This window comes from Galactobacillus timonensis (assembly GCF_900240265.1).
In the GTDB taxonomy this organism is placed as follows: domain Bacteria; phylum Bacillota_I; class Bacilli_A; order Erysipelotrichales; family Erysipelotrichaceae; genus Bulleidia; species Bulleidia timonensis.
Genome location: NZ_LT964741.1, coordinates 36,955 through 60,805 on the forward strand (window position 1 = coordinate 36,955; position 23,851 = coordinate 60,805).

Here is a 23,851-nt window from a genome sequence, read left to right on the forward strand (position 1 = left end):
CTGTTCGATTGTGGACAGGTGCTTTTCAATTGGCCTGCTGATAAGCCTTTTGTGCATTTTCGATGCGCTGCCTCATCTCTTCCTTCAGACTTTCCGGATAGGTGATGACCACCTTGTCAATGTACTGCTGGGCGAAAATCAACAACCCTGTCCTGGAACCTTTGACACTGATTTCAAAGTGATCGTCATCATATTTGTGCAGTGTCAGCTCCTCCGGTCCAAAGAAATCGATGATCTGATTCAGACAGCTGTTCTGGCAGACGAGGCGGGCGGAAACCGTTTCGTCACTGTACATGAACAGCTTATAGCGCGCATAGTTGTAGATGTCCTTGAACTGCCGGCTCTGCTTTTCATTGAGCGTAGGAACAACCGTATCTTTGTCGATGCGGACTGAGCGCATACGGTCCAGACGGTAGTGTGAGAAATCCGCATGATCCTCTGTCGTTGCCACGACATAGGGACGTGACTCTTCGTAGACGATGCCGCGGGGTTCGATGCAGTAATCCTCTTCACGTCGCGGGACGAGTTTCTTGTCCATCGAATACTTCAGATAGGTGAAGGAAACCGGATGCCCGTCCCTGACCGCCCGGGCGATGAGATCGATCGTCGTCATCAGCTCCTCATTTTCCGTTTTCTGCGGATTGGGCATGTAGACGCTGCTGCGGTAGAGATCCTGCTGGTACCGGTTCAAAAAGGAAAGAAGCTTATTGATCAGGGCTTCGCTTTCATCCTGATTGATGAAATGAGAGGCGTGTACAGCGTTGCACAGCATCAGAATTTCAGAACGGCTGAAGATACGTGAACGCAGGTAGTAGCCTTTGTGCTGCTCGTCCCATGTACTGATGTCATAGCCAAAGCTGCGCAGAAGGTCGATGTTGGCATAGATCGTTCTTCGCTCAGCCTTAAGGTGGTAGCACTTTTCAAGATGGGACATGATATCGGAAATGGAGAGAATATGATTTTCATCGGAAAAGGTTTCCAGTATTTCGAGAATTGCAAAGGGAAGTTCTTTCTTGTCTGCCATTTGGAGAAGATCCTTTCTGACTACAGAAAGTATAAAACAAAACAGCACTCTGCCGAAACAGAGTGCTGAACACGACGAAGATAAATCCTGGAGGAGGGAGAATCAGAGGGAGAATAACATGTCTTCGTAGGTAGGAAGCGGATAGTTTTTCCTGGAAGCGTAAACTTCATAGGTATCAAGAACTGCACGGACAGCTTCCATCTCCGGGCAGATGGTGTAATAGAACTCTTTGCCCGTTTCACCATCGGCAGGCTTCCGGGAGAGAGCGGCGAAGTCCTTTTCCAGCTTGTCGGCCGTCTTGACCAGTTCATCCATACTCTTGGATAGCTCGCTGACATGCTTGGTCAGATACTTCGGAGCCGCTGTGCCGGCTGCTGCAGCTGCCTCACCTGCATCCTTGAGATCCGCGGTCATTGCCGGCAGAATCTGGTGATGCACCATTTCCAGGAGGGTGCGTACCTCGATGCTGATGGTCGAAATGTACTGCTCCGCATAGATGGCCTTGCGGGCGGCAAGCTCAGACTTCGTATAGACGCCGAGCTTCGTAAACATGTCGACGGTCTTGGGATCCGCCAGTACTTCGGTGGATTCGATGAAGGAGTGGACATTCGGCAGGCCGCGCTTCTCAGCTTCCTTGACCCAGGCTTCGGAATAACCGTCGCCCGAGAAGAGGATGCGGGAATGTTCCCGGATGATGCCGCGGCAGATATCCAGTGCCTTGGAGCGGACATCCTGCAGATACTTGATGCCTTCCAGCTGTTTGGCAATATCGTTCAGGGCATCGGCCATGACTGTATTCATGACCGTGTTGACCAGAGCTGCACTCATCGAAGAACCGAGCATACGGAACTCGAAACGGTTGCCGGTGAAGGCGACCGGCGATGTACGGTTGCGGTCGGAGTTGTCATGCGGAATGTAGGCGAGACCGCTGATCGGCGTAAAGTCAGGGACAGCGTCATCGGCAGATTTGCCCGGCTTGTCTTCCATCAGATCCTTGAGCTGATCCTCAATATAGGAGCCCAGGTAAATGGAAATGATTGCAGGCGGAGCTTCGTTGGCACCAAGACGGTGGTCGTTGCCCGGGGAGCTTGCGCTCATGCGAAGCAGCAGAGCATTGTCATCAACAGCCTTGATGAAGGCACACAGGAAGACGAGGAAGCGGATGTTTTCGGAAGGCTTGTCACCCGGAGCGAACAGGTTCTGCCCGTCATCGGTCATGATGGACCAGTTGTTGTGCTTGCCCGATCCGTTAATGCCGTCAAACGGCTTCTCCGCAAGCAGGCATGCCAGGTCATGTTTCTCGGCTTCGCGCTTGAGAATGTCCATGGTCAGCTGGTTCTGATCAACTGCCATATTGCAGGAAGCGTAATCCGGAGCGAGCTCGAACTGTCCCGGAGCAACTTCATTGTGTTCGGTCTTGGCGAAGATGCCGAGCTTCCACAGCTCCTTGTTTACATCCTTCATGAATTCGCCAACGCTGGTAGGAATGGCGCCGAAGTAATGGTCGCTCAGTTCCTGTCCCTTGGCAGCCGGTGCTCCGCACAGGGTGCGGCCGGTCATCTTGAGGTCGGCCCGCTTTTCGTAGTCTTCTTTACGGATCAGGAAATATTCCTGTTCCAGACCGACATAGGAGTTGCAGAACTTGACATCCTTGTCACCAAGCAGGTTGACAACTTCGGTAGCTGCGGCGCTGAGTGCCTTGACGGACTTCAGCAGCGGGCTCTTGCGGTCCAGCGATTCGCCAGTGTAGGAGACGAAGATCGTCGGAATGCACATGGTACCGTCCTTGATGAAGACAGGCGACGTTACGTCCCAATAGGTATAGCCGCGGGCTTCAAAGGTTGCACGCAGGCCGCCGGACGGGAAGCTGGACGCATCCGGTTCATCCTTGATCAGATTCTTGCCGGAGAAATGAGTAATGGCTTCGCCATCAGGTCCCGGATCAACGAAGGCATTGTGCTTCTCAGCTGTAGCTCCGGTCAGCGGCTGGAACCAGTGGGTATAGTGCGTTGCGCCATGCTCCAGAGCCCAGCGTTTCATGGCATGAGCGATGGCATCGGCAGTGGTGCGGTCCAGTGCGCCCTCGTTGGCGACAGTCTTCTTCCACGATGTGTAGACCGGCTTCGGCAGGCGTTCCCGCATCTCTTTTTCATCGAACACGAGTGATCCAAATTCTTCAAACGGTGCTTCCATGTTATCTTTCCTCTTTCTTGTTTTCGTTTATAAATCGAATCGCGGAACTGGTCAATGAAAAATTATTCAGAAAATTATGAAAATGCTGTTTTCTAATAAAACAATGAAAAAATATTCATGAAAGCGATAAAAAATTCCGAATTTCGATCGGAAAGTGAAAAATATCGGGGATATCTACAAATTTTTCGGTTAGCGAATGCTTTCAAACATATGCGATGAGACTGCCCAGTTTTGGATTTACAGGTACACGGGCGCAATCCTGATTGTGGAATTGTGAAGAAAGAAAACTCATTTGACAAATTCACATAATTTGTCCGTTATAATGTTTACCATGCTGAAAAAATCGACAATTGTGATCTGCGCAGCTGTTTCGTCCATGGCACTGGCACTTACACCGGTGCATGCGGAGGACCCGGATTATACGGATACCGATTACTGGAACAAGCTGTGTACGCAGACCGAGAATCTGACTTCCGAGCAGCAGGCCTCCTGTTCTGCCTATATCAGTTATGTTGCTTCCAATAACAGTTCGCTGAAGGCACAGATTGATGCGGCCAACGCAAAGAAGGCGGACATTGAAAAAAATGTAGAGTCCTATGCGACGCAGCTGTCGGACTACAGTACCCAGATTTCGTCGCTGAACGATATGATCAGCGATCTGCAGAGCCAGATTTCAAGTCTCAATACGCAGGCGGAAGACCTGCAATCACAGATTGATGCGGCTCAGGTTCAGATCGATCAGAAACAGACGGAAATCGATGAGCTGAAACAGAAGGTTGCGACCCGCATGGAACAGCAGCAGGAGACGATGCGCCTCAATTCCTACTTTGATGTGCTGACCGGGACGAGGTCGCTGACGGATCTTGTGCGGATCCTCAATGGTCTTGCGGACATTTCGGAACATGATGACACGACGCTGGAGGAGCTGGATACGGCGGTCAGCGATCTGAATACGATGCAGGAATCTCTGCAGACGCAGATGGATCAGTTGAAGGAGACGCAGGACAATCTTTCCACCGGTATGGAAGCCCTTGACAGCCAGCAGGCTTCACTGCTTGCGGCACAGTATCAGACGCAGTTGATCAAGGATACGTACATGACGCAGATGAATGCGACCAACGACGATCTCAATGCGCTTCTTGAGAAGGCGGCTGCTTCTCAGACGGCAGCTCAGGCAACAGCTTCCCCGGATTCCGGCAGTACGAACAGTTCAAGTACCAGCAGCACTGTCAAGCCGATCGCCGGCTACTCGACGCCGGATACGACGGGAGGAAAAAATCCGTATTATGGCGGCTGGGCGAACTGCACCTGGGGTTGCTGGCAGCTGGTTTATGAGACGCTTGGCATTTCACTGCCATGGTTCCCCGGCAATGCGGGCAACTGGCTTGCGGCAGCACAGGCACTTGGCTATTCGACCGGCAGTGAGCCTGCCGTCAATTCGATCTACGTCAATTCTCATCACGTCGCTTTTGTGACAGCGGTAGACGGCGATATGATCTACGTCAAGGAAGGCAATTATCTTGGCCGCTATCATGAGGGCTGGATTTCGAAAACCTATGATGGCTGCATCGGCTACATCTATCTTTAAGAATTAGCCCGAGAATTCTCCCTTACTTGTATGGGAGATGAATCGGGCATTTTTAATACTATATGTAATGTCAAATAATAACCAGATACATTGATATTTATGAGCTTTTACGATATACTATATGTATGAACGACGACAAGTATATACATGCGCGTACCTGTGTATACAACATCCACTATCACATTGTCTGGTGTGTCAAATACCGGCGTAAGGTACTGACGCCTGATATTGAGAAGTCATTGCAGCAGATCTTACACGACGTGGCTGTGGAGAATGGCTTCTCACTCGACCAGTGTGAGGTTGGTGAAGCAGATCATGTGCATTGCTTTGTGACCGCTCCTCCAAAGCTGTCAATTACATTTATTGTCAAGCACCTGAAGGGGACATCAGGTCTGCGCCTGTTCAAATTGTATCCTGAGCTCAGAAACCAATTATGGAGAGGCCAGCTGTGGAACGGATCTTATTTCATTGAAACGATAGGATCTACAAGCGAAGAAAACGTAAAACGCTATATTGCCCATCAGCAGAACGTTCAACGCTAACTGGAAAGGAGCGGCAGGTATGTCGAATGGCACAAATGCAAAGAAAAGAAAACCTGGGCAGTGTGCCTCTGCAAATGTTGATCGCATTGCACTGCGTTTTTGCGGCATGCCGACATCCGCTCAAAAGGATTCGTTGAACCAGACGCTTGGCGCCTGCAGATGGCTGTATAATCGCATGCTATATGATCGATCTGCATGCTATAAGCAGACAGGTGAGTCATTAAATCTGACGCCTGCATGGTATAAACGTCTGTCGTGCTGCCCATGGCTGAAGGAGGCCGATTCCCTTGCGCTTGCAAACGTGCATCTACATCTTAATAGAGCATTCGACAACTTCTTCAATGGCAAATCTGCCTATCCAAAGTTCAAAAGAAAAGCGGATCATTACGATTCATACACAACAAATATTGCCTCCAAAGACGCAACCAATCTGCGTTTTCGGATGGGCAAAAGAAAAGCCGGCTTTCTCACCCTTCCCAAGATTGGCGGAGAGATTAAAGTCAGAGCACATCGTGCGGTGCCAGCAGACGGTATACTGAAGTCTGTTACCGTCACGCATGAGCCTGATGGCAAATACTATTTTTCGCTCCTGTACGAAGTGCCGCATGAAGAGATACACCATGACATTGATCCAGACAATGCAATCGGGCTGGATATGTCCATGCACAACTTTTATGTCGATTCCAACGGTAAGCATATCGATTATGGCAAACCATATCATGATATGCAGGACAGAATTGCCAAAGAGCAGAGAAAACTGTCTCATATGAAGAAAGGATCTTCCAACTATCATAAGCAGCGGGTAAAAGTCGCAAAGCTGTGTGCGAAAGCCAAGCATCAGCGCAGCGATGCATTGCATAAGCTGTCAAGACAGTTGGTGGATACCTACGACATTGTTGGAGTAGAGGATCTGAATATGAAGGCAATGTCACAGTCGCTGAACTTCGGCAAATCTGTTGGGGATAAAGGCTGGGAGATGTTTACCCGCATGCTTGCTTATAAAGCACAGAGGGCTGGAAAACGCATCATCAAAGTTGGAAAGCTTTTTCCAAGCAGCCAGATGTGCCATGAATGCGGGACATTGCACAAACTCACAAAAGATTTATCTGTACGTGAGTGGACATGCCCTAACTGCGGACATCCTCATGACCGTGATGAAAATGCAGCACTGAATATTAGAGATGAAGCGGTGCGGATCTACTGCACATGCTGAAAATATGAGTAATAACAACCGCTGGGACAGCGGGGATAGCCTGAAATCACTGCATGGAGAACACAAGACCATGCAGAATACCTACAGCAGAATGCATCGCGCCTCATGGGTAACTGTGANATCTACTGCACATGCTGAAAATATGAGTAATAACAACCGCTGGGACAGCGGGGATAGCCTGAAATCACTGCATGGAGAACACAAGACCATGCAGAATACCTACAGCAGAATGCATCGCGCCTCATGGGTAACTGTGAGATACGTAAACATTCCTAACAGTCTGGAAACACAGGAAAAAAGAAAAGTGGCTTGTGCCACTTTGAAGCTCGGTTACTTGTAGCCGAGTAGTTCACTTCATACAGGATGAAAAAACCGCCGGCGGGCGGTTTTTTCTGCGGTTCAGAAATCATTGCAGATATTGCATCTTGTCTGAAGAAAACTTTAGAGAAAGTTAATGATTTCTGAACGGGAATTTTATACTTGTCTGCTTATATATAGGCAGGAGGAAAATCTATGGGAATCGGAACCGGTATTCTTGCCTGCTCGCTTGTTGTGTTTACGATGATGGGTCTGCTGGATTTTCATGCCCGGTATTAAGATATCGGCTTCGCTTTTGCAATCATCCTTATTTATCTTTGGCAGGCTGCGGAGAAATCCGCAGTTTTCATAAGGCAGGAAAAGAAAACCCCTGCACTCGGCAGGGGAACAGTTCAATATCTCAATACCAGGAATAGCTGTCCGGCGTAGCGTTGAGGTCGGGCTCTTCCATCTTGACTTCCTTGACTTCCGGAATTTCATCCATCAGGATTGCCTGAACGCCCTGGGTCAGGGTTGTATCAATGGCGATACAGCCGGCACACGCCCCGAGCATGCGTACGGTTACGACGCCGTCCTTGTAGTCGACCAGCTGAACGTCGCCGCCATCGGCCTGAATATACGGACGAATCTTGTTAATGGTCTTTTCAATCCGCTCCAGAAGGTCAGGGGATACAGCTGCTTCCGTCTCGTTCTTTTCTTCGTTCTTTACTTCTTCACTCATGGAATGCCTCTTTTCTAGATGCAGAAATGGAAGATCAGGGCGATTGCTGCGCCGAGGATCATTCCGCAGAATACTTCAACCCAGCGATGACCGAGCACATCCTTCAGCTTGATGTTGTAGATGGGGTTGATCAGCTGGTTGTTGCTGAGCTTCTGAACATCTTTGACTAATTGTTGCGTAACTCTCGCGTTTTGTCCACTGTAATACCTCACATTCGCCGCGTCATAGATGACGATGCAGGAGAAGGTGAAGGTGACTGCGAACAGAAGGGAAGAGAAGCCTTCCTGCAGGCCGACGGAAACGGCCAGAGCGGTGACCATGGCAGTGTGCGATGAGGGCATGCCTCCGGAGTCTTTGCAATGGCTCCAGGACCATTCTTTATGTACCGCATAATATGTGATCGGCTTCAGCAGCTGGGCGAGCGCTGCAGCCAGAATTGCTGACCAGAATGGAAACAGTTCACGACTCATAGATCCCTCCATATTCTTCCAAGCATTTTAGCATAGGCTTGTAAAGCCGTGATAAAATGAGCCTCGGAAGCGGTCGTAAGCGAATATGTATCAGGTCGGTCAGATTGTGGAAGGAAAAGTGACAGGGATTCAGCCGTATGGTGCCTTTGTTGCTCTGGATCCGCATACCAGCGGACTGATTCATATCTCGGAAATTTCCGATGGCTATGTGCGCGACATTTCGCGCTATGTGAATGTCGGTGATACGGTTCAGGTAAAGATCATCGACTTTGATCCGCGTACCCATCAGGCGCGGCTGTCCTTGAAGGCGCTTCATCCGGGCCGTCCGCGCGGAAGAAGGCGGCCGCAGTACCGCAAGGCAGTATTGCCGCCGATGAAACTGGGATTTACGACCATTGCCTCCCATCTGGAGGGATGGGTTGAAGAAGCGGAACAGGAGGAAAAAACAAATGATTAGCTTTGATGCAGAACACGGGTTCCTGAAAGAGGATATCCTCTCCTATCAGTCGGATGTGACGCGCATCCACCACATGATCCATGAGAAGACCGGTGCGGGAAATGATTTTCTTGGCTGGGTTGACCTTCCCAGGGATTACAACAAGGAAGAGTTCGACAGAATTCAGCAGCTCGCGGCAAAGCTGAAGGGCAAGTATGATACGCTGATTGTCTGCGGCATCGGCGGTTCCTATCTTGGTGCTGCCGCTGCGATCGATATGATCCGCGGCCTGTATCCGGAAGAGGGACCGGAAGTGTTGTTTACGGGCAACACATTCTCGAGCACCTATATGTCCCAGATTCTGAAGCATATCGAGAACAAGTCGGTCGTGCTGGACGTTGTATCGAAATCCGGTACGACGACGGAGACGGCGCTTGCCTTCCGTATGCTCCGGGAGTTCATGGAGAAGAAGTACGGCAAGGAAGAGTGCAAGTGGCGGATCGTTGTGACGACGGACCGGGCCAAGGGGACACTGAAAGCACTGGCCGATCAGGAGGGCTATGAAGAATTCGTAGTTCCGGATGATATCGGCGGCCGTTATTCGGTTCTTTCGGCAGTCGGTCTGGTACCGATGGCGCTGGCCGGCATTGACATCAACAAGGTGATGGAAGGCTTTGCAGCAGCCTACAAGGATCTGGACACCGATGATCTGAAGAAGAATCCGGCCTACCGGTATGGCGTAACACGCCGCATTCTTCAGAATCAGGGCTATAACGTTGAAATGTTTGTGACCTATGAGCCGCAGATGCGTCTTGTCGGCGAGTGGTGGAAGCAGCTGTTCGGCGAGTCGGAAGGCAAGGACGGCAAGGGCATTCTGCCGGATTCCGTAACGTTCTCAACCGATCTGCATTCGATGGGACAGTTCATTCAGCAGGGCAACAAGCTGCTGTTTGAAACAGGCATCAAGGTCAATCATCCGACGGAGAATCTGACGATTCCGGATGATCCTGCAAACTTCGATCAGATGAACTATCTGTCCGGAAAGGATCTGGACTGGGTCAACAAGATGGCGCAGGAAGGTACGCTGCAGGCTCATGTAGAGGACGGCCATGTTCCGAACCTGATGATTACGCTGGATGACATGAAGGAATATACGTTCGGCTATATGTGCTATTTCTTCTTCCTGGCATGTGCAATGACCTGCTACATGCTGGACATCAACCCGTTCAATCAGCCGGGTGTTGAAATCTATAAGCGCAACATGTTCCATCTGCTTGGCAAGCCGGGCTACGAGAAGTAAGAAGAGAAGACTTGGAGAAGAAAGATGAAGGATTTTGATAAGATCACCATCGACGGGACGCGCTATGTAGTCCTGGGCAATACGGATGATGGCCGCGTAGAACTGGTTGATGATACGCGCATGGATTATGCGGTTGGCATGTTTGCCTTCAAGCTGACCTGCCCGAAGTGCGGCAGCATGTTCTATGTACTGGATGATGGCAAGACGACGTCGTTCAAGTGCCCGACCTGCGGCGAAGAAGTGACGATCGACAGGGAACGGAAGCCGCTCTGATTTTCTGAAGCTGTGCGTTACAATGGACTCCTGAAAAGGGGTCTTTTTTTATGGTGGAGAATGCACAGGCGGAAGCACAGTATCGGAAGATGACGGAGACGAAGGTATCCCGCCTGATTATCGGTCTGAGCATTCCGACGATCATTTCGATGCTGGTGACGTCCATCTATAATCTGGCCGATACATATTTTGTCAGCGGCCTGGGCACGTCGCAATCCGCGGCGACCGGTGTCGTTGCCGGTCTGATGTCGATTCTGCAGGCGTTCGGCTTCATGTTCGGCCATGGGGCCGGCAGTAACATTTCGCGTCATCTTGGCTCACGCAACATCCGGGAAGCGCGGGAATATGCTTCGACAAGCTTCTATTATTCGATTCTGGCGGGTGCGCTGGTGATGGTTGTGGGCCTGGTGTTCATGGATCCTTTGATGCGCCTGCTCGGCAGTACGGATACGATTCTTCCGTATGCGCGGCAGTATGCACTGTGGATTTTGCTTGCCGGTCCGGCGATGACATCAAGTTGTGTAATGAACAACATTCTTCGCTATGAAGGAAAGGCAGTCTTTGCAATGTTCGGCCTCACTGCCGGCGGCATTCTGAACATCTTCGGCGATGCGCTGCTGATCCGCGTGTTCCATATGGGCATCTGGGGAGCTGGTATTTCGACGGCAGTGACGCAGTACATTTCGATGTTCATTCTTGCGCTGCCGTTTCTGCGGGGAAAGACGCAGAGTGCCTTTGCCGTCAAGGATATTTCGAAGCGTCCAGTTGTTTTTTCGAACATCTTCTCGTGTGGGGCTCCCTCTCTTGTCCGCCAGGGCCTGAACTCCATTTCGATGATGGTGCTGAATCAGACGGCAGGTCTCTATGGTGATGCGGCGATTGCGGCCATCTCGATCTCGAACCGCATCGTTCAGTTCCTCTTCTGCATTGCGATCGGCATCGGCCAGGGTCTGCAGCCGGTGTCGGCGTTCAACTTTGGTGCCAGGAAGTATACCCGTGTCAGAGATGCGTTCCGCTTTACGATGATCATGGGGACGATGATCATGGCTGTGCTTGGCGTGATCGGTTATTTCAATGCCGGATCACTGATCGGCATGTTCCGCGACGATCCGGATGTTCTTGCGATCGGCATTCCGACGCTGCATGCCCAGTCGGCGGTTCTCTGCCTGATGCCGACGACGATGTATGGAAACATGCTGTTTCAGAGTACGGGTCAGGGGAAGGCGGCCAGCTTTCTTGCGGCGCTGCGCTCGGGTCTTGTACTGATGCCGGCGATCTGGATCTGCAACACGTTCTTCGGCCTGGGCGGTCTGGAACATGCAAGCGCATGGTCGGAGATGATTTCGGCACTGATCTGCGTCCCGTTCATCGTTGCTTACTTCCATAAGATGCCGGCGGATGGCAAAGAGTGGCCGGCCTGAAGATACATAAAGAAAACCGGACCGGTTTCATACCGGTCCGGTCAGAGATAATTGTTCAATCGTTGATCATTCAATCCAGTTGATGGCCCCATCAAGGCCTGCGGTGTAGACAACAGTATAGCTGCCTACATCCTTTTTATATTCGGCGTCATCGGGCGCCTTGTCCTTGTCCATGATCCAGACAACTTCAAGCGTTTCATCGGGATGGGCAGCCTTATAGTCATTGATCAGCTGAACACCTTCGTCATAATCCATGGTAAACAGGGTCGTACTGAGGCAGTCCGCCGTTCCCGAATCCCTGGTAATGATGGAAACGGAATGATAATACGTTGCCGGAAACAGGGTTTTGGGATCAATGATGTGGGAATAGGTTACACCGTCGTCTGCCGTATAGGCACGTTCATAGTCGCCTGATGTGACAAAGGAGCCTTCCGTGTTCGAATCAATGACGAAGAGGCTTCCGCTTCCCGAAGGATTCTGGATGCCGATGCGCCATGGTGTTCCATCGGACTTGATGCCGAGCGTACGCACATTTCCGCCGGCGTTGACGGCAGCTGTCTTCGTGCCGTCTTCGGCAAGCTTTGCGGCGATCTTTTCGGTCGCAAAGCCCTTGGCAATGCCGCCGACGTCGAGAGAAACATCCGGATCCGTAATGTATACGGTGCTGTTTTCTTCGTCGATTTCAACGGCATCCCAGCCATGGTGGGTGGCGGCTTCCTGCAGCTCGCTTTCGGGAGGTACCTTGCCATAGCTGCCGTTTTCGTTGGCTGTCATGCCTTCTTCCCGGTACTTGTGCCAGACGCTGAGAAGGGCACCCTGGGTAATGTCGAATTCGCCCCCGCTGAGGTCATAGAACTCCTTTGCCTTCTGCAGCAGCTCGATGACGACCGGATCGACCTTGACCGGCGCAATACCGGCATTATCGTTGATCGTCTTCAGGTTGTTGAGCCCGTCGTAGTTGTTGTAAATGTCGAAGAGATTGTTGTAGTAAGTGAAGAGATCCGCCGCCTCCTGATAGGAAGTGTTGAATTCATCCTGGCTGACGTCGTAAACGCGCAGTGAGAAGACCGTGTCGAAGCCACAGTCAAGACACGAGTTCGCGTAGGATGACTGCGTCTGTGCAGATGCGGTGGCGGCAGAAGCCGTGGACTGGGTGGAGGCGCCTGCGCATCCGGTCAACAGTACAGCCGCAAGAGCGGCCGAAATCAATGTTTTTGTTTTCATAGCTTCCCTATTATAACAATGGCGGCCTGTTCGTCTACTGCCAAAGAGGGGGTACGGGATGGAAACAGGATACCTTTTCTGCCATATTTTATGGCACAGAAAAGATCGCGAATGCCGTCTTTTGAATGCGTTGAATTTTTCTTCCGGAAACTGGTGTTCTCATTTGTGAAAAAACGGGAAAGAATACAGTTTGATGATATAATCATTGCGTTTAGAAGGAAGGGGTTGGATAGTATGTCATTTTTAACCGGACCGATGCATGAGCATCTGAACGGGCATAAGGACCTGACCTGCGACAAGGAAGTCCTGACACTGCCTGAACCAGATGACCTTTATGTTCCGCTGGTCAACGGCCGTGCTGAGTGCAAGCCGCTGGTAGCTGCGGGGGATACGGTCAAAGCTGGCCAGAAGATTGGCGAGCCGACCAGTGCATTCTGGTATGTACCGGTGTTCTCACCTGTTTCCGGAACGGTTGTCGGCGTTGAGAAACGCATGTCTTCCGGACTGAAGCCGGTGGATCATCTGCACATCAAGAATGATCACAAGCAGGAGACGGTACGTGCCTTTGCTCCGTTTGACTGGGAGAAAGCGACGCGTGAGGAGCTGCTGAACTTTGTCAAGGAGGCTGGTATGGCCGGTCTTGGTGGCGCCGGGTTCCCGACATTCAACAAATATACGAAGGTCGATGGGATTGATCTCCTTATTATTAATGATGTTGAATGCGAGCCGTATCTGACGGCAGACCTTGCCAATACGCGTGCGCATCTGGATCTGCTCAAGGTCGGTGTGCTGGCGCTGCAGAAGCTGGCCGGCAATCCAAAGACCAAGGTTGCGATCAAGGCACACTGGACGAAGGATGTCGAAGCTCTGAAGAAGCTGTTCGAAGGTACGACGGTTGAAGTTGCGCCGATGGAAGATCTGTATCCGATGGGATGGGAGCGTACGCTGGTGTATCAGCTGACGGGCAAGCGGTATGACCGTCTGCCGGCAGAGGCTGGATGTGCTCTGAATAACGTGTCGACGGCCATTGCGCTTGGCAATGCGCTGGTCAACGGTGCTCCGATCACCAAAAAGATGGTTACGGTTTCCGGCGATGCGGTGAAGGATCCGCACAATGTGCTGATCACGATCGGTACGCCGGCGGTGGAAGCTGTCAAGGCATGCGGAGGCTATACGAAGGATGATTGCCTGATCATTGCCGGCGGCCCGATGATGGGTTCCACGGTTCCGAATGATCAGTTCGTGATCGGTCTTTCCAATAACGGTCTCACGGTTCTTGAGAACAAGCCGCTGCAGGAAGTGAAGTGCCTGCGGTGCGGCAAGTGCACGGAAGTCTGCCCGGCCGGTCTGGAGCCGGTTCGGATCAACTTTGCCGAAAAGACCAAGAACATCGAGGATCTGAAGAAGCTCGATGTCAACAGCTGCATCCAGTGCGGTCTTTGCAGCTATATCTGCCCGTCGAAGATCGGCGTGACGGAAGGTGTTGTCAGAGCGAAGCGCTATATGGCTCTGGTAACCAAGAAGTGAGAGGGAGGAAACAGAGATGAAGCTGAGTTTTAAGGCCTCGCCGAACTACCGGTCGTCCCAGAGCACTTCTTCCATCATGCGGGATCTGACTCTGTGTCTGCTGGCAGTCACGGTGTTTGCGGCGGTATGGTATTTCAACGCTTATGGTTCTGCCTATGGTCTGCGGGTCATCGGCCTGACCTGTGCAGCGGTTGTTACGGCTCTTGTCGTTGACGCGCTGTGGTTCAAGGCGATGAAGCAGGATGTCAAGGCATCAATCCTGAGCAACTATTCCTGGGTGACAGCACTGATTCTGGTGCTGATCTCTCCGGTCAAGACAAGCTATTATGCGATGATCGTCTGCACGGCGATTGCCATCATCTTCGGTAAGATGGTGTTCGGCGGCTTCGGTCAGAATATCTTCAATCCGGCAGCCTTTGGTGAGGCGCTGCTGATGACGAACTTCGCCTCGACACAGAGTGCTGACTTCGTTACAAGCGCCACGCCGACGGTGACGGCAAACTCCTACGGCTGGCTGATGACGGCCGAGGATCTTGGGTCGCTGCCGACGATCGGTGCGCTGTTTACGGGCAACTATCCCTCGACGATCGGAAGCACCTGTGCAATTCTTCTGATTCTGTGCTTCGTGTTCCTTGTGATGCGCAAGGACATTGACTGGCAGACGAGTGTTGTCTATGTTGCGACGATTTTTGTGGAAGGTACGCTTATCGGCCTGACGCGTGGTGCTTCGGCTTCGCTGGGTCTGATCCAGGTTCTGACGGGTGGTGTTCTGTTTGGAGCCGTATTCATGTTGACGGATCCGGTCACTTCGCCGGTTACGCTGCCGGGACGTGTTGTGTTTGCAGCCGGTGCTGCAAGTCTGACACTTCTGTTCCGTCTGCGTTCCAATCTTGCGGATGGAGTGCTGTTCTCGATTCTTCTTATGAATGCGCTGACGCCGGCAATTGACAAGATGTTCGACGGCAACCAGATTCGCGATGCGAAGAAGTTTGCAAAGAAGGTATGGTGCACGCTGGTTGTTCTGCTGGCACTGATGTTTGCGATCGGCTTCACCTGCTCGCATAAGGAGCCGGCGGCAGCTTCTGCCGGTTCTTCGTCCTCTGCTTCTTCATCATCGGCTTCCGAGGTGCTGGGCGATGCGGATTATTCTTCCGCAAATCCGACGGCTACCGACAACGGGGATGGTACGTACTCTGTTTCGGCCAAGGGGTTCGGCGGTGAGCTGACGGCGACGATCGGCGTTGAAAACGGTGCGATCACCAGCTATACGGATCTTTCCGGCAGTGACAACGGTGATGGCATTGGTGACGATTTCTTCACGGACGGCTATCTGGATAAATATCAGGGTGTGACGCTGGATTCGGAAGTGGATTCGATTTCCGGTGCAACGTTCACGTCGAAGGCTGTCAATGGTATGGCGCAGGCGGCTCTTCGTGCTGCCAGCGGCGAAGATATGAGCGGGGCTGCAGCTTCATCCTCTGCTTCTGCTGCGACGCTTGGAACGGAGGATCTCTCTTCCGCCAATGCAGTGGCAACGGATAACGGTGACGGTACCTATGCTGTGACGGCCAAGGGCTTCAATGGTGAGCTGACGGCTACGATCGGCGTTGAAAACGGTGCGATCACAAGCTTTACGGATCTTGCCGGCGGAGACGATGGCGATGGTATCGGTGATAACTACTTCGCGGATGGCGGTCTGGATGGATTCGTCGGGGCGACGCTTGATTCGAGCATCGATGGTACGTCCGGTGCTACCTATACGTCAACGGCAGTGAAGGCAATGGCGCAGGCAGCTCTCAAGGCTGCGGCCGGCGGTGATACAGGTGCTGCGACGCTTGGCAGTGAGGATCTTTCCTCGGCCAAGGCAACGGCAACTGCCAACGGCGATGGAACCTATGCTGTAACAGCCAAGGGTTTCAATGGTGAGCTGACGGCGACAATCGCCGTTGAAAACGGTGCGATCACAAGCTTTACGGATCTTGCCGGCGGTGACAACGGCGATGGTATCGGTGATAACTACTTCGCAGATGGCGGTCTGGATGAATTCGTCGGTGCGACGCTTGATTCGAGCATCGATGGTACGTCCGGTGCTACCTATACGTCGACGGCTGTGAAGGCGATGGCGCAGGCGGCTCTGAAGGCTGCGGCTGAGTGAGGAGGCTGAACGATGAAAAAGGATTCGACAGGATATAAGGTCGTTCTTCTTGGCGTTCTGTGTGCGATCTGCGGATTACTGCTTGCGGTTGTCAACAGTCTGACGGCGCCGGTAATTGCGGAGCGTTCGCTGGCGGCTGAGAAGGAAAATCTGGATAAGATCTATCCGGGTGCTGAGTTCACGGAAGTGACCAACTTCAAGGATGATACGGGACTTGTGCAGAGTGTGTTCCAGGCGGAAGGCAAGGGCTATGTGTTCAAGGTTTCCGGCATGGGCTACAACTCCAACGGTTTCACGTTCATGATTGCGTTCAATAACGATGGTACGTGCGGCGGATTTACTGCTGTTGAGCAGAGTGAGTCGCCGGGCATCGGTGCACGTGCCTTTGAGGATGATTACGTTTCGCAGATTTCGCAGATTACGGCTACGGAAGATGCGCCGCTTCTCTCGGGTGCGACGCTGACGACGACAGCCATCCGCAAGGGTGTTGCGGCGGCTGAAGCTGTGTTTGCGCAGCTGAATTGAGGAGGACGGATATGAGCGAATCTAAGAAGAAGATGAGCTTTGGCAAAGAGCTCATTGTGAACAATCCGGTCTTCGGGCTGTACCTGGGCATCTGCTCGACGCTGGGCATTACGACGGCGCTGGACAATGCGATCGGTATGGGCATGGCCGTTATTGTGATTCTGGTGCTTTCCAATGTTGTGATTTCTCTGATTGCAAAGATTACGCCGGACGAGATTCATATTCCGGTTTACATCGTGATCATTGCGACCCTGGTTACCATCGTTGAGCTGCTGATGCAGGCATATATGCCGACGCTGTTCTCGACGCTGGGTGCCTTCGTTGATCTGATTGTTGTAAACTGCATTATTCTGGGCCGTGCGGAAGCGTATGCGTGCAACCACAATGTTGCGGAAAGTGCGCGTGACGGCTTCATGATGGGTCTTGCGTATACGTGCTCGCTGCTGGCGATGAGCATCATCCGTCAGATTCTGGGTACTGGTGTTCTTTCCATGAGCAATCCGTTTACGCAGGCAACGATCTTCTCGCTTCGTCTGATTCCGGATGCCTACACGATTCCGGTATTTACGAGTCAGACCGGCGCGTTCCTGACGTTCGCAGTTTTGGCGGCAGTTGTCGCTACCATCAAGAACAAGGATGCGGACAAGGAAGAAGCAGCTGCGAAGGCTGCCAAGATTGAGGCAGCCAAGAAGGCAGCGGCTGCCAAGGGGGCTAAGGCATGACAGCAGCATCTCTGTTTACGCTGTTCATCAGCGGTGTTCTGGTAAACAACATCATTCTGGCGCGCTTCATCGGTATGTGCCCGTTCATGGGAGTTTCGACGAAGCTGTCCTCTGCCATCGGCATGGGACTTGCCGTTATCTTCGTTATCTTCGGTGCTTCGGTACTTTCGTGGCTTCTGTACTACTATGTCCTGGTACCGCTGGACATTACGTATATGAAGTTGATCTGCTTCATTCTTCTGATTGCGTCGTTCGTTCAGTTTGTTGAGATGTTCATCAAGAAGCAGAGCCCGTCGCTGTATAAGTCGCTCGGCATTTATCTGCCGCTGATTACGACGAACTGCGCGGTTCTGTATGTGGCTCTCGATAACATTTCGCAGGAATACAATCTGATTCAGACGATGGTGAATTCGATTGCGGTTCCGCTGGGATTCATGCTTGTGCTGGTTCTGTTCGCGACCATCCGTGAACGTCTGGCCGGCAATGATATTCCGCGTGCATTCAAGGGCAATCCGATTGCCTTCGTTGTGGCGGCGATTCTGGCGGTAGCGTTCTCGGCTTTCGCAGGCATTGCGTAATGAGCGGACTTTATGCTTTATTGATCGGAGCTGTGCTGGCTGGTCTGGCAGGGTTTCTGACAGTGAAGAATCATCGTACGCCGGTGCCGGAGGGCTGTGAGAATCTGAAGCCTGACTGCAAGGGGTGCGGTATTGCGGATTGCGCTGTGCGTCAGTCCGATGCGAAGAAGGAAAACAAAGGAGAAACAGTATGCTGAAAGCGGCATTGATGATGCTGGTACTTGGCGGTGTGTGCGGCCTGATCCTTGGCTTTGCGTCCGTAAAGTTCCATGTGGAAGTAGATACGCGGGAACAGGATCTTCTCGCGATGCTGCCGGGATATAACTGCGGCGGCTGCGGCTATCCGGGCTGCGCCGGTATGGCGGCTGCGCTTGCAGACGGTACGGGCGACATCGAAAAGTGCAAGCCTTCGAAGCCTGAAAAGAAGGCTGAAATCAAGCAGTGGCTCAAGGATCATCCGAAGCAGGCGTAATCTGCCGGTGATCTGAAAAAGGAAACAGGGTCGGGTTCTTCGGAATCCGGCCTTTTTCTGTCTATGGAATCGTGGAGGCATTGTGTTTATGAAGATGGATATTGTAAGAAAGGTGTTTGGTGTCGTTGCTTTGTCGCTGGCTCTTCTTCTGACGCTGCATCAGGCGGTTGGAATGCTGGCGGAAAAGAAGATGGAACTTGTGACTACCTTTGTGGCGGCGCGGGATATTCCACCCCGCACCAAAATTGAGGAGGCGGATCTTCTGGAGATGCAGGTGCCGCAGGCCTACCTGATGGAATATGCATGTACACAGAAGGAGGAAATCATCGGCCGCTATACGGAGATTGCGGGGATGATACCGGCCGGATCGCCATTCTACAGGACGATGCTCTTTGAGGAAAGTGAGCTTCCGGATTATCCGGCAACACTGCTGCGGGAGGGGCAGTCTGCCTATTCGCTGGCGGTAGATCTGACCAGGGCGGGCGGAAGTCCGGCTGCGGGAATGTATGTGGATGTGTTTGGTACGGTGACAGGAAGGGACGGGACCATGGTGAGCGGTGCGCTACTTGAACATGTGCGCATTTTGAGTGTGAAGGATGCGCAGGGTCTTTCCATTGCGGATCCTAACAGCAGCGGTCTGCCCTATGTGGTGCTGCTGGCGGTTAAGTCAAGGGATGTCGCGATGCTGACACAGATTGAAAAGGCTGGTGAGCTGCGGCTGTTTGCTTCGTCGGAAAGCTATGGGAGTGGGCAGGAGGCAGTCAAGGCTGCGGATTCGCCATTGGTGGAATGGTATGAGGCATTGGATGTAGAATAAGTCCGTGCTGAAAAAGATATTGCGTTATCTGCGTTACATTGTGATTGCGGTATTGGCTGTTTTTTGTGTTTTTGCGCTGGTGATGGTTGATCGTGGTCGGAAGCTGGCTTCCAGCGTGATGGAAGAGACGCCGATCAGTGCGGCGGTGGAACCGTATTTTTCCATGTCTACGTGGACGGACTATGAGGATCTGGATCCGAAGTTTGTTGAAGCCGTCGTTTCGGTGGAGGATCAGCGGTATTTTAAGCGCTACGGCTTTGACTGGCCGGCGTTGATCCGGGCCGTATTCAACAATATGATGGCACGTTCCTTTGTGGAGGGCGGAAGTACGATTTCGCAGCAGATTGCGAAAAATCTGTATTTTCAGTCGGCTCCGCGCGGGGTGACAGAGAAAATTGCAGAAGTTTATATCATGTACCGGCTGGAGGCGACGTATTCGAAGCAGACGCTGTTCGCTCTCTATGTGAATATGAACTATTACGGCGATGGCTATTGGGGGATCCGGGAGGCAAGTGAAGGCTATTATGGCGTGGAACCGGATGATCTGACGCTGGGGCAGGCGGCGATGCTTGCGGGAATTCCCAATGCGCCGGGATACTATCAGCTTTCGACGGGCTATGATGCGGCGCTGCGGCGGATGCATAAAGTGCTGAACCGTATGCGGCAGGAAAGCTATATCACCGATGATGAGCGCCAGGGGGTGATGGAGGAAGACATGCGTCCGCTGTCGGTGAAGCAGAGTGATACTTCTGCGGAAACATTGGAGCCAACAGACGGCCTGACGTTGGATACAAATTTTGATTTATCATTATTCATAAAACAAAAGAAAACCACATTATTATGCGGTTTTCTTTTTTGACTTACAGGGCGGCTAAATGCTTCATCGTTCGATTGACGTTCGATGACGTTTGTTGCTGTTTAAGGCTTCGTTATCGCATTATCTGGCATTCTGCTGGCATTGATAAATGCGTTTCAATGGCGTTCACATGCAGATTATTGCATCCAAAAGATGTAACTTTGATGTAACTTTACGACATCTTCCGGATGTCAACAGCATGACGCTTCTCGTCTTCTGTGGATCTGTCATAGCTGATGGTCATGTTGTACGACGTATGACCGAGAATGTCCTGCTGTACTCTGGGTGATACGTCAGCTTCACGAAGACTGTGCACCATCGTGTGCCGCAGCATGTAGAGATGGAAGTCAATACCGCACTTCTTGGCTGTGCGTCTGACATAATTCGACAGGAAGTCGATCTCGAATGGTAAGCCATCGTAGTCATAGAGCGGATGCTTCTTTGGAAGATCCACCATCATTTGACGCAAGATCGGGTCCAGTGCATCGCTGATCGGAACCATCCGCACCGATGCAGCTGTCTTCGTGGTGACGATCTGTCGGCGGGCTGTCGCTGTCGATCCAACAGCCTTTGTAACGCTGATCGTGTGCTGATCGAGATCAATGTCACTCCATTCCAAGGCCATCGCTTCTGCTGGGCGCATTCCGGTATGATAGAGGATCATCAGAATGTAATAGATGCGCTTACGTCTGAACTTGCCTGCCTCATCCTGCACATACTTGTCAGATAACAGAAGGAAGTTGATGTACTTTTGAAAGTCTTCCGCAGAGATCAGCACAGGCTTCTTCTTCGCAGCGGGGTGCTTGTCACGTGGCATCTGCACAACGGCAGTCAGATCTGGAACCATGACACCATCCATCACAGCGGCCTTGTAGATTTGTCGCCAGACGGCAATCACACGTTCTGTGGCGTCAGCGCTGTACTTGTTTATACTCTCATTCAAAGACTGTTGGATGTCGGCAGCTTTGACCGCAGATATTTCCTTGTTACCATACGGCTTGATCGAGTGTTCATACGCAAGCCGATGGCGCTTCCAAGTCGGAATGGTGATATTGAACAGGGTCTTCGTTCTCTCGAACAGCTCTGCGACTGTTGGTGTATGCTTTACCAGTCTCCCGATCCGCAGATCCGCAACAGCCTTGTCTCGCACAACGATCGCTGCTTTCAATGCTTCCGATGGCGTTGTGTAGTCAGCCAGGTTGATCAGCTTCGTCCAATACTTGACCGCTTCACCATCCTTGTACTTGATCTGCACTTGGAGGTAGCGGCTCGATCCTTTGCGGATCTCACGGATGTATCGTTCCTTCTTCATTTTTTCAGCAGCGCATCAAGTTCTCGAATGATGATGAAGTTCTGCTCCATGATCGCTCTCAGATAGTAGACAGGAAGAGCATCTTCCGGCTTCGCTCCCATCGACAGCTTCATACCTGTCTCCATCATTCCGGTTCCGGCGAGCTCTGCGGCGATTTTTTTGACAGCATCCGCATACTCTGGGGAGACATCACCAAGCCCGTACTTCTCCATCAGCTCCTGCTCCTTGCGTGCCTGCTTGTCTTCCTTCGATTCCTTGTCTTTTCCGAACATACTTATATCCTCCTTACGCTCTGTGGCGTTATTTCCTTATAGATTGACGAGCTCTTGCATCTCATCACGAGTAAGACCGATGACTTGGCAATACCGCAGGAACTGGTCAGCATATATTGTCCGCTTGCCATTCTCCCAACGGCTTACCATCGACTTGGCCATGCCAAGCTGATCTGCAACCTGCTGCTGAGTGAACCCGTGTTCTTTTCTCTTTTCGCACAACCACATCCCGATCTTCTCATTGTCTGTCATTTCTGTTGTCCTCTTGTTTCCTGTTAGGTAACTAGATAATACATCTAAAATCACACCGAAAGTGTAAAATCAGCAAAAAAAGTGTTGACATGTTCCCTAATAGGGAATAAAGTGTAGCCGGAGTTACCCGAAAGGGAACTTGAAAGGAGCAGAGATGGGCGAAACGAAGTTCAGTGTTAAGGCACTCGCAGCACTCAAGGGCCTGACTCTTAACGATCTTGCAGATGAAGCCGGAATCAGTCAGGACCACATGAAGAGCCTATCGGTTGGCAGGGTACGAATGACAGCAGATGATCTCAAAAAGCTGTCGAAAGCAACCAACATTCCGATGGACCTGATTCAGTTCTAATTTTTTTAGACAGAAAGTTTCCTTTGAGGGAACAAACGGAAGGAGGTTATGACAGACGATTACCTGACAGCATCAGAAGCGGCTCAGATCCTTCGATGCAGTGCACGCAAGATCGGAGAACTTCGATCTGGCGGATTGCTCAAAGGTCTAAGGGTCGGAAAAACGTACATCTATCGAAGACGAGACATAGACACATTCTTCGATGATTACGCTGGCTTCGATCTGGGGAACGCTTCGAAGATCCGACTTGCACAACAGATCCAAAACAAAAAGAGCGCCTAGCCTTGGACGGGAAGCGCTCAGATGGCAGATCAATGCCATCTCCATTCTAACAGAAAAGGAGATTTATGAACGATATTACACCAATCAAAATTTCAAGCAACTCTGATCGTGTGACAGTCTCTGCGAGAGAATTACACGACGCACTCCAGATTCAAACTGATTATCCCCACTGGTTCGGCCGAATGACTGAATACGGATTTGTGGAAGGAGAAGACTATCAGACATTTTTGTCCGATAGGTCTGACGGTCTTCCAGGGAAACCAAAGCAGGACGCTGAGATAACTCTCGAAATGGCGAAACAGATCTGCATGATTCAGCGCACTGACATCGGCAGGCAGTACCGAGAATACTTCCTTCAGCTTGAAAAGGAATGGAACAGTCCTGAAAAAGTGATGGCACGAGCGCTGGACTATGCACACAAGACCATTGCCAATCTTTCAAACCAGATCGCAGAGCAGAAGCCGAAAGTCATCTTCGCTGAAGCGGTATCCGCATCCAAAACTTCAATCTTGATCGGCGATCTTGCCAAGATCCTGAAACAGAACGGGATCGACATCGGGCAGAAGCGCTTGTTCGCATGGCTGAGAGACAACGGATACCTGATCAAAGGCGGAGCTTCGAAGAACATGCCAACACAGCGTGCAATGGAAATGGGATTGTTCGTTGTCAAAGAAGGGTCCTACGTCAACGGCGAAGGTGTGAATGTAACGACTAAGACCACAAAGGTTACCGGCAAAGGCCAGATCTATTTCATTAACAAATTCAAGGGAACAGAGGAAATCGAAAATGATGAATCAAGTAAATGACTTTTTTAACTACTGGATCGGCCCCGAATGGAAGGATCTCGCCATCCAGTCAATGCTGATCGGGTTCGGGCTCTCGTGCTTGGTGTTTCTCTTCACCGTGATGGTGTGCAGCGGGATCTGAGCATGACGGAAAAGGAAAGAAGAGAAGTATTCAACGATCCGGATAACTGGTCACCATCATTGGAGTTTCCATCCAATGGCAT

The 23,851-nt window shown here is 51.5% G+C and carries 27 protein-coding genes; 19 read left to right on the forward strand and 8 right to left on the reverse strand.

Annotated features, from left to right (window positions below; genetic code table 11):
- Positions 1-25: 25 nt before the first annotated feature.
- Together C1714_RS13355 and C1714_RS13360 are read right to left on the reverse strand one after the other, a co-directional pair.
- Entirely contained in the window at positions 26-1,024 is a 999-nt protein-coding gene (locus tag C1714_RS13355) for a helix-turn-helix transcriptional regulator (RefSeq protein WP_102343724.1), read from the reverse strand.
- A 102-nt stretch (positions 1,025-1,126) separates the two neighbouring features.
- The gene (locus C1714_RS13360; RefSeq protein ID WP_102343725.1) at positions 1,127-3,217 is read right to left on the reverse strand and encodes a glutamine synthetase III family protein; all 2,091 of its coding nucleotides are present in this window, start codon (positions 3,215-3,217) and stop codon (positions 1,127-1,129) included.
- A 331-nt stretch (positions 3,218-3,548) separates the two neighbouring features.
- Here C1714_RS13360 and C1714_RS13365 point away from each other — a divergent pair, with 331 nt between their 5' ends.
- The 3 genes from C1714_RS13365 (at position 3,549) to C1714_RS13375 (ending at position 6,560) form a co-directional block, all read left to right on the forward strand.
- Positions 3,549-4,805 (forward strand): coiled-coil domain-containing protein, encoded by a 1,257-nt coding sequence (locus tag C1714_RS13365; RefSeq protein ID WP_167850083.1) that lies wholly within the window; start codon positions 3,549-3,551, stop codon positions 4,803-4,805.
- Between the two features lie 125 nt (positions 4,806-4,930).
- Positions 4,931-5,347, forward strand: coding sequence for an IS200/IS605 family transposase (tnpA, locus tag C1714_RS13370; protein WP_102343727.1), 417 nt, complete (start codon positions 4,931-4,933; stop codon positions 5,345-5,347).
- Positions 5,348-5,366: 19 nt separating this feature from the next.
- Complete coding sequence (locus C1714_RS13375) at positions 5,367-6,560, forward strand: RNA-guided endonuclease TnpB family protein (RefSeq protein WP_210115361.1); 1,194 nt, start codon at positions 5,367-5,369, stop codon at positions 6,558-6,560.
- Positions 6,561-7,278: 718 nt separating this feature from the next.
- On the opposite strand, the gene C1714_RS13385 is transcribed toward C1714_RS13375, so the two are convergent.
- Together C1714_RS13385 and C1714_RS13390 are read right to left on the reverse strand one after the other, a co-directional pair.
- Positions 7,279-7,599 (reverse strand): NifU family protein, encoded by a 321-nt coding sequence (locus tag C1714_RS13385; RefSeq protein WP_102343729.1) that lies wholly within the window; start codon positions 7,597-7,599, stop codon positions 7,279-7,281.
- Positions 7,600-7,613: 14 nt separating this feature from the next.
- A complete protein-coding gene (locus C1714_RS13390; RefSeq protein WP_102343730.1) occupies positions 7,614-8,069 on the reverse strand; it encodes a divergent PAP2 family protein in 456 nt (151 codons plus the stop codon).
- An 85-nt stretch (positions 8,070-8,154) separates the two neighbouring features.
- Between C1714_RS13390 and C1714_RS13395 the strand changes: the two genes are divergently transcribed.
- The 4 genes from C1714_RS13395 to C1714_RS13410 are packed head-to-tail and all read left to right on the forward strand — an operon-like array spanning position 8,155 to position 11,499.
- The gene (locus C1714_RS13395; protein ID WP_102343731.1) at positions 8,155-8,526 is read left to right on the forward strand and encodes a CvfD/Ygs/GSP13 family RNA-binding post-transcriptional regulator; all 372 of its coding nucleotides are present in this window, start codon (positions 8,155-8,157) and stop codon (positions 8,524-8,526) included.
- Positions 8,519-9,805 (forward strand): glucose-6-phosphate isomerase, encoded by a 1,287-nt coding sequence (locus C1714_RS13400; RefSeq protein WP_102343732.1) that lies wholly within the window; start codon positions 8,519-8,521, stop codon positions 9,803-9,805. Before C1714_RS13395 ends, C1714_RS13400 begins: the two co-directional genes overlap by 8 nt.
- A 24-nt stretch (positions 9,806-9,829) precedes the next feature.
- Positions 9,830-10,078, forward strand: coding sequence for a hypothetical protein (locus C1714_RS13405; RefSeq protein WP_102343733.1), 249 nt, complete (start codon positions 9,830-9,832; stop codon positions 10,076-10,078).
- Between the two features lie 50 nt (positions 10,079-10,128).
- The gene (locus C1714_RS13410; RefSeq protein ID WP_102343734.1) at positions 10,129-11,499 is read left to right on the forward strand and encodes an MATE family efflux transporter; all 1,371 of its coding nucleotides are present in this window, start codon (positions 10,129-10,131) and stop codon (positions 11,497-11,499) included.
- A gap of 66 nt (positions 11,500-11,565) precedes the next feature.
- Here the strand turns inward: C1714_RS13410 and C1714_RS13415 are convergent, their stop codons facing one another.
- A complete protein-coding gene (locus C1714_RS13415; protein ID WP_102343735.1) occupies positions 11,566-12,723 on the reverse strand; it encodes an FAD:protein FMN transferase in 1,158 nt (385 codons plus the stop codon).
- 234 nt (positions 12,724-12,957) lie between these two features.
- Here C1714_RS13415 and C1714_RS13420 point away from each other — a divergent pair, with 234 nt between their 5' ends.
- The 9 genes from C1714_RS13420 (at position 12,958) to C1714_RS13460 (ending at position 20,378) form a co-directional block, all read left to right on the forward strand.
- Positions 12,958-14,250 carry an RnfABCDGE type electron transport complex subunit C gene (locus C1714_RS13420; RefSeq protein WP_102343736.1) on the forward strand — a complete coding sequence of 431 codons (1,293 nt, stop codon included), beginning with the start codon at positions 12,958-12,960 and terminating at the stop codon, positions 14,248-14,250.
- A gap of 16 nt (positions 14,251-14,266) precedes the next feature.
- Entirely contained in the window at positions 14,267-16,405 is a 2,139-nt protein-coding gene (locus tag C1714_RS13425; protein WP_102343737.1) for an RnfABCDGE type electron transport complex subunit D, read from the forward strand.
- Positions 16,406-16,417: 12 nt separating this feature from the next.
- The gene (locus C1714_RS13430) at positions 16,418-16,930 is read left to right on the forward strand and encodes an RnfABCDGE type electron transport complex subunit G (protein ID WP_102343738.1); all 513 of its coding nucleotides are present in this window, start codon (positions 16,418-16,420) and stop codon (positions 16,928-16,930) included.
- 11 nt (positions 16,931-16,941) lie between these two features.
- The gene (gene rsxE, locus C1714_RS13435; RefSeq protein WP_245305149.1) at positions 16,942-17,652 is read left to right on the forward strand and encodes an electron transport complex subunit RsxE; all 711 of its coding nucleotides are present in this window, start codon (positions 16,942-16,944) and stop codon (positions 17,650-17,652) included.
- Positions 17,649-18,230, forward strand: coding sequence for an electron transport complex protein RnfA (locus tag C1714_RS13440; RefSeq protein ID WP_102343739.1), 582 nt, complete (start codon positions 17,649-17,651; stop codon positions 18,228-18,230). The genes rsxE and C1714_RS13440 overlap by 4 nt, the downstream gene beginning before the upstream one ends.
- Positions 18,230-18,427, forward strand: coding sequence for a hypothetical protein (locus C1714_RS13445; protein WP_102343740.1), 198 nt, complete (start codon positions 18,230-18,232; stop codon positions 18,425-18,427). The genes C1714_RS13440 and C1714_RS13445 overlap by 1 nt, the downstream gene beginning before the upstream one ends.
- Complete coding sequence (locus tag C1714_RS13450; protein WP_102343741.1) at positions 18,421-18,702, forward strand: (Fe-S)-binding protein; 282 nt, start codon at positions 18,421-18,423, stop codon at positions 18,700-18,702. The genes C1714_RS13445 and C1714_RS13450 overlap by 7 nt, the downstream gene beginning before the upstream one ends.
- A gap of 88 nt (positions 18,703-18,790) precedes the next feature.
- Positions 18,791-19,519, forward strand: a complete 729-nt coding sequence (gene cpaB, locus C1714_RS13455; RefSeq protein ID WP_102343742.1) for a Flp pilus assembly protein CpaB — start codon at positions 18,791-18,793, stop codon at positions 19,517-19,519.
- Between the two features lie 4 nt (positions 19,520-19,523).
- Entirely contained in the window at positions 19,524-20,378 is an 855-nt protein-coding gene (locus C1714_RS13460) for a biosynthetic peptidoglycan transglycosylase (RefSeq protein WP_102343743.1), read from the forward strand.
- A gap of 169 nt (positions 20,379-20,547) precedes the next feature.
- Here C1714_RS13460 and C1714_RS13465 read toward each other — a convergent pair whose 3' ends face one another.
- From C1714_RS13465 to C1714_RS13475, 3 genes are read right to left on the reverse strand one after another with little or no spacing between them, the layout of a single operon-like run.
- Positions 20,548-21,687, reverse strand: coding sequence for a tyrosine-type recombinase/integrase (locus C1714_RS13465; RefSeq protein ID WP_102343744.1), 1,140 nt, complete (start codon positions 21,685-21,687; stop codon positions 20,548-20,550).
- Positions 21,684-21,959 carry a hypothetical protein gene (locus C1714_RS13470; protein ID WP_102343745.1) on the reverse strand — a complete coding sequence of 92 codons (276 nt, stop codon included), beginning with the start codon at positions 21,957-21,959 and terminating at the stop codon, positions 21,684-21,686. Before C1714_RS13470 ends, C1714_RS13465 begins: the two co-directional genes overlap by 4 nt.
- A 36-nt stretch (positions 21,960-21,995) precedes the next feature.
- Positions 21,996-22,211 (reverse strand): helix-turn-helix domain-containing protein, encoded by a 216-nt coding sequence (locus C1714_RS13475; RefSeq protein WP_102343746.1) that lies wholly within the window; start codon positions 22,209-22,211, stop codon positions 21,996-21,998.
- Positions 22,212-22,365: 154 nt separating this feature from the next.
- On the opposite strand from C1714_RS13475, the gene C1714_RS13480 reads away from it, so the two are divergent.
- From C1714_RS13480 to C1714_RS13490, 3 genes are all read left to right on the forward strand, one after another.
- A complete protein-coding gene (locus C1714_RS13480; RefSeq protein WP_102343747.1) occupies positions 22,366-22,560 on the forward strand; it encodes a helix-turn-helix domain-containing protein in 195 nt (64 codons plus the stop codon).
- Between the two features lie 48 nt (positions 22,561-22,608).
- Entirely contained in the window at positions 22,609-22,842 is a 234-nt protein-coding gene (locus C1714_RS14730; protein WP_102343748.1) for a helix-turn-helix domain-containing protein, read from the forward strand.
- Positions 22,843-22,907: 65 nt separating this feature from the next.
- Positions 22,908-23,648, forward strand: a complete 741-nt coding sequence (locus tag C1714_RS13490; RefSeq protein ID WP_102343749.1) for a phage antirepressor KilAC domain-containing protein — start codon at positions 22,908-22,910, stop codon at positions 23,646-23,648.
- The last annotated feature ends 203 nt before the right edge of the window (positions 23,649-23,851 follow it).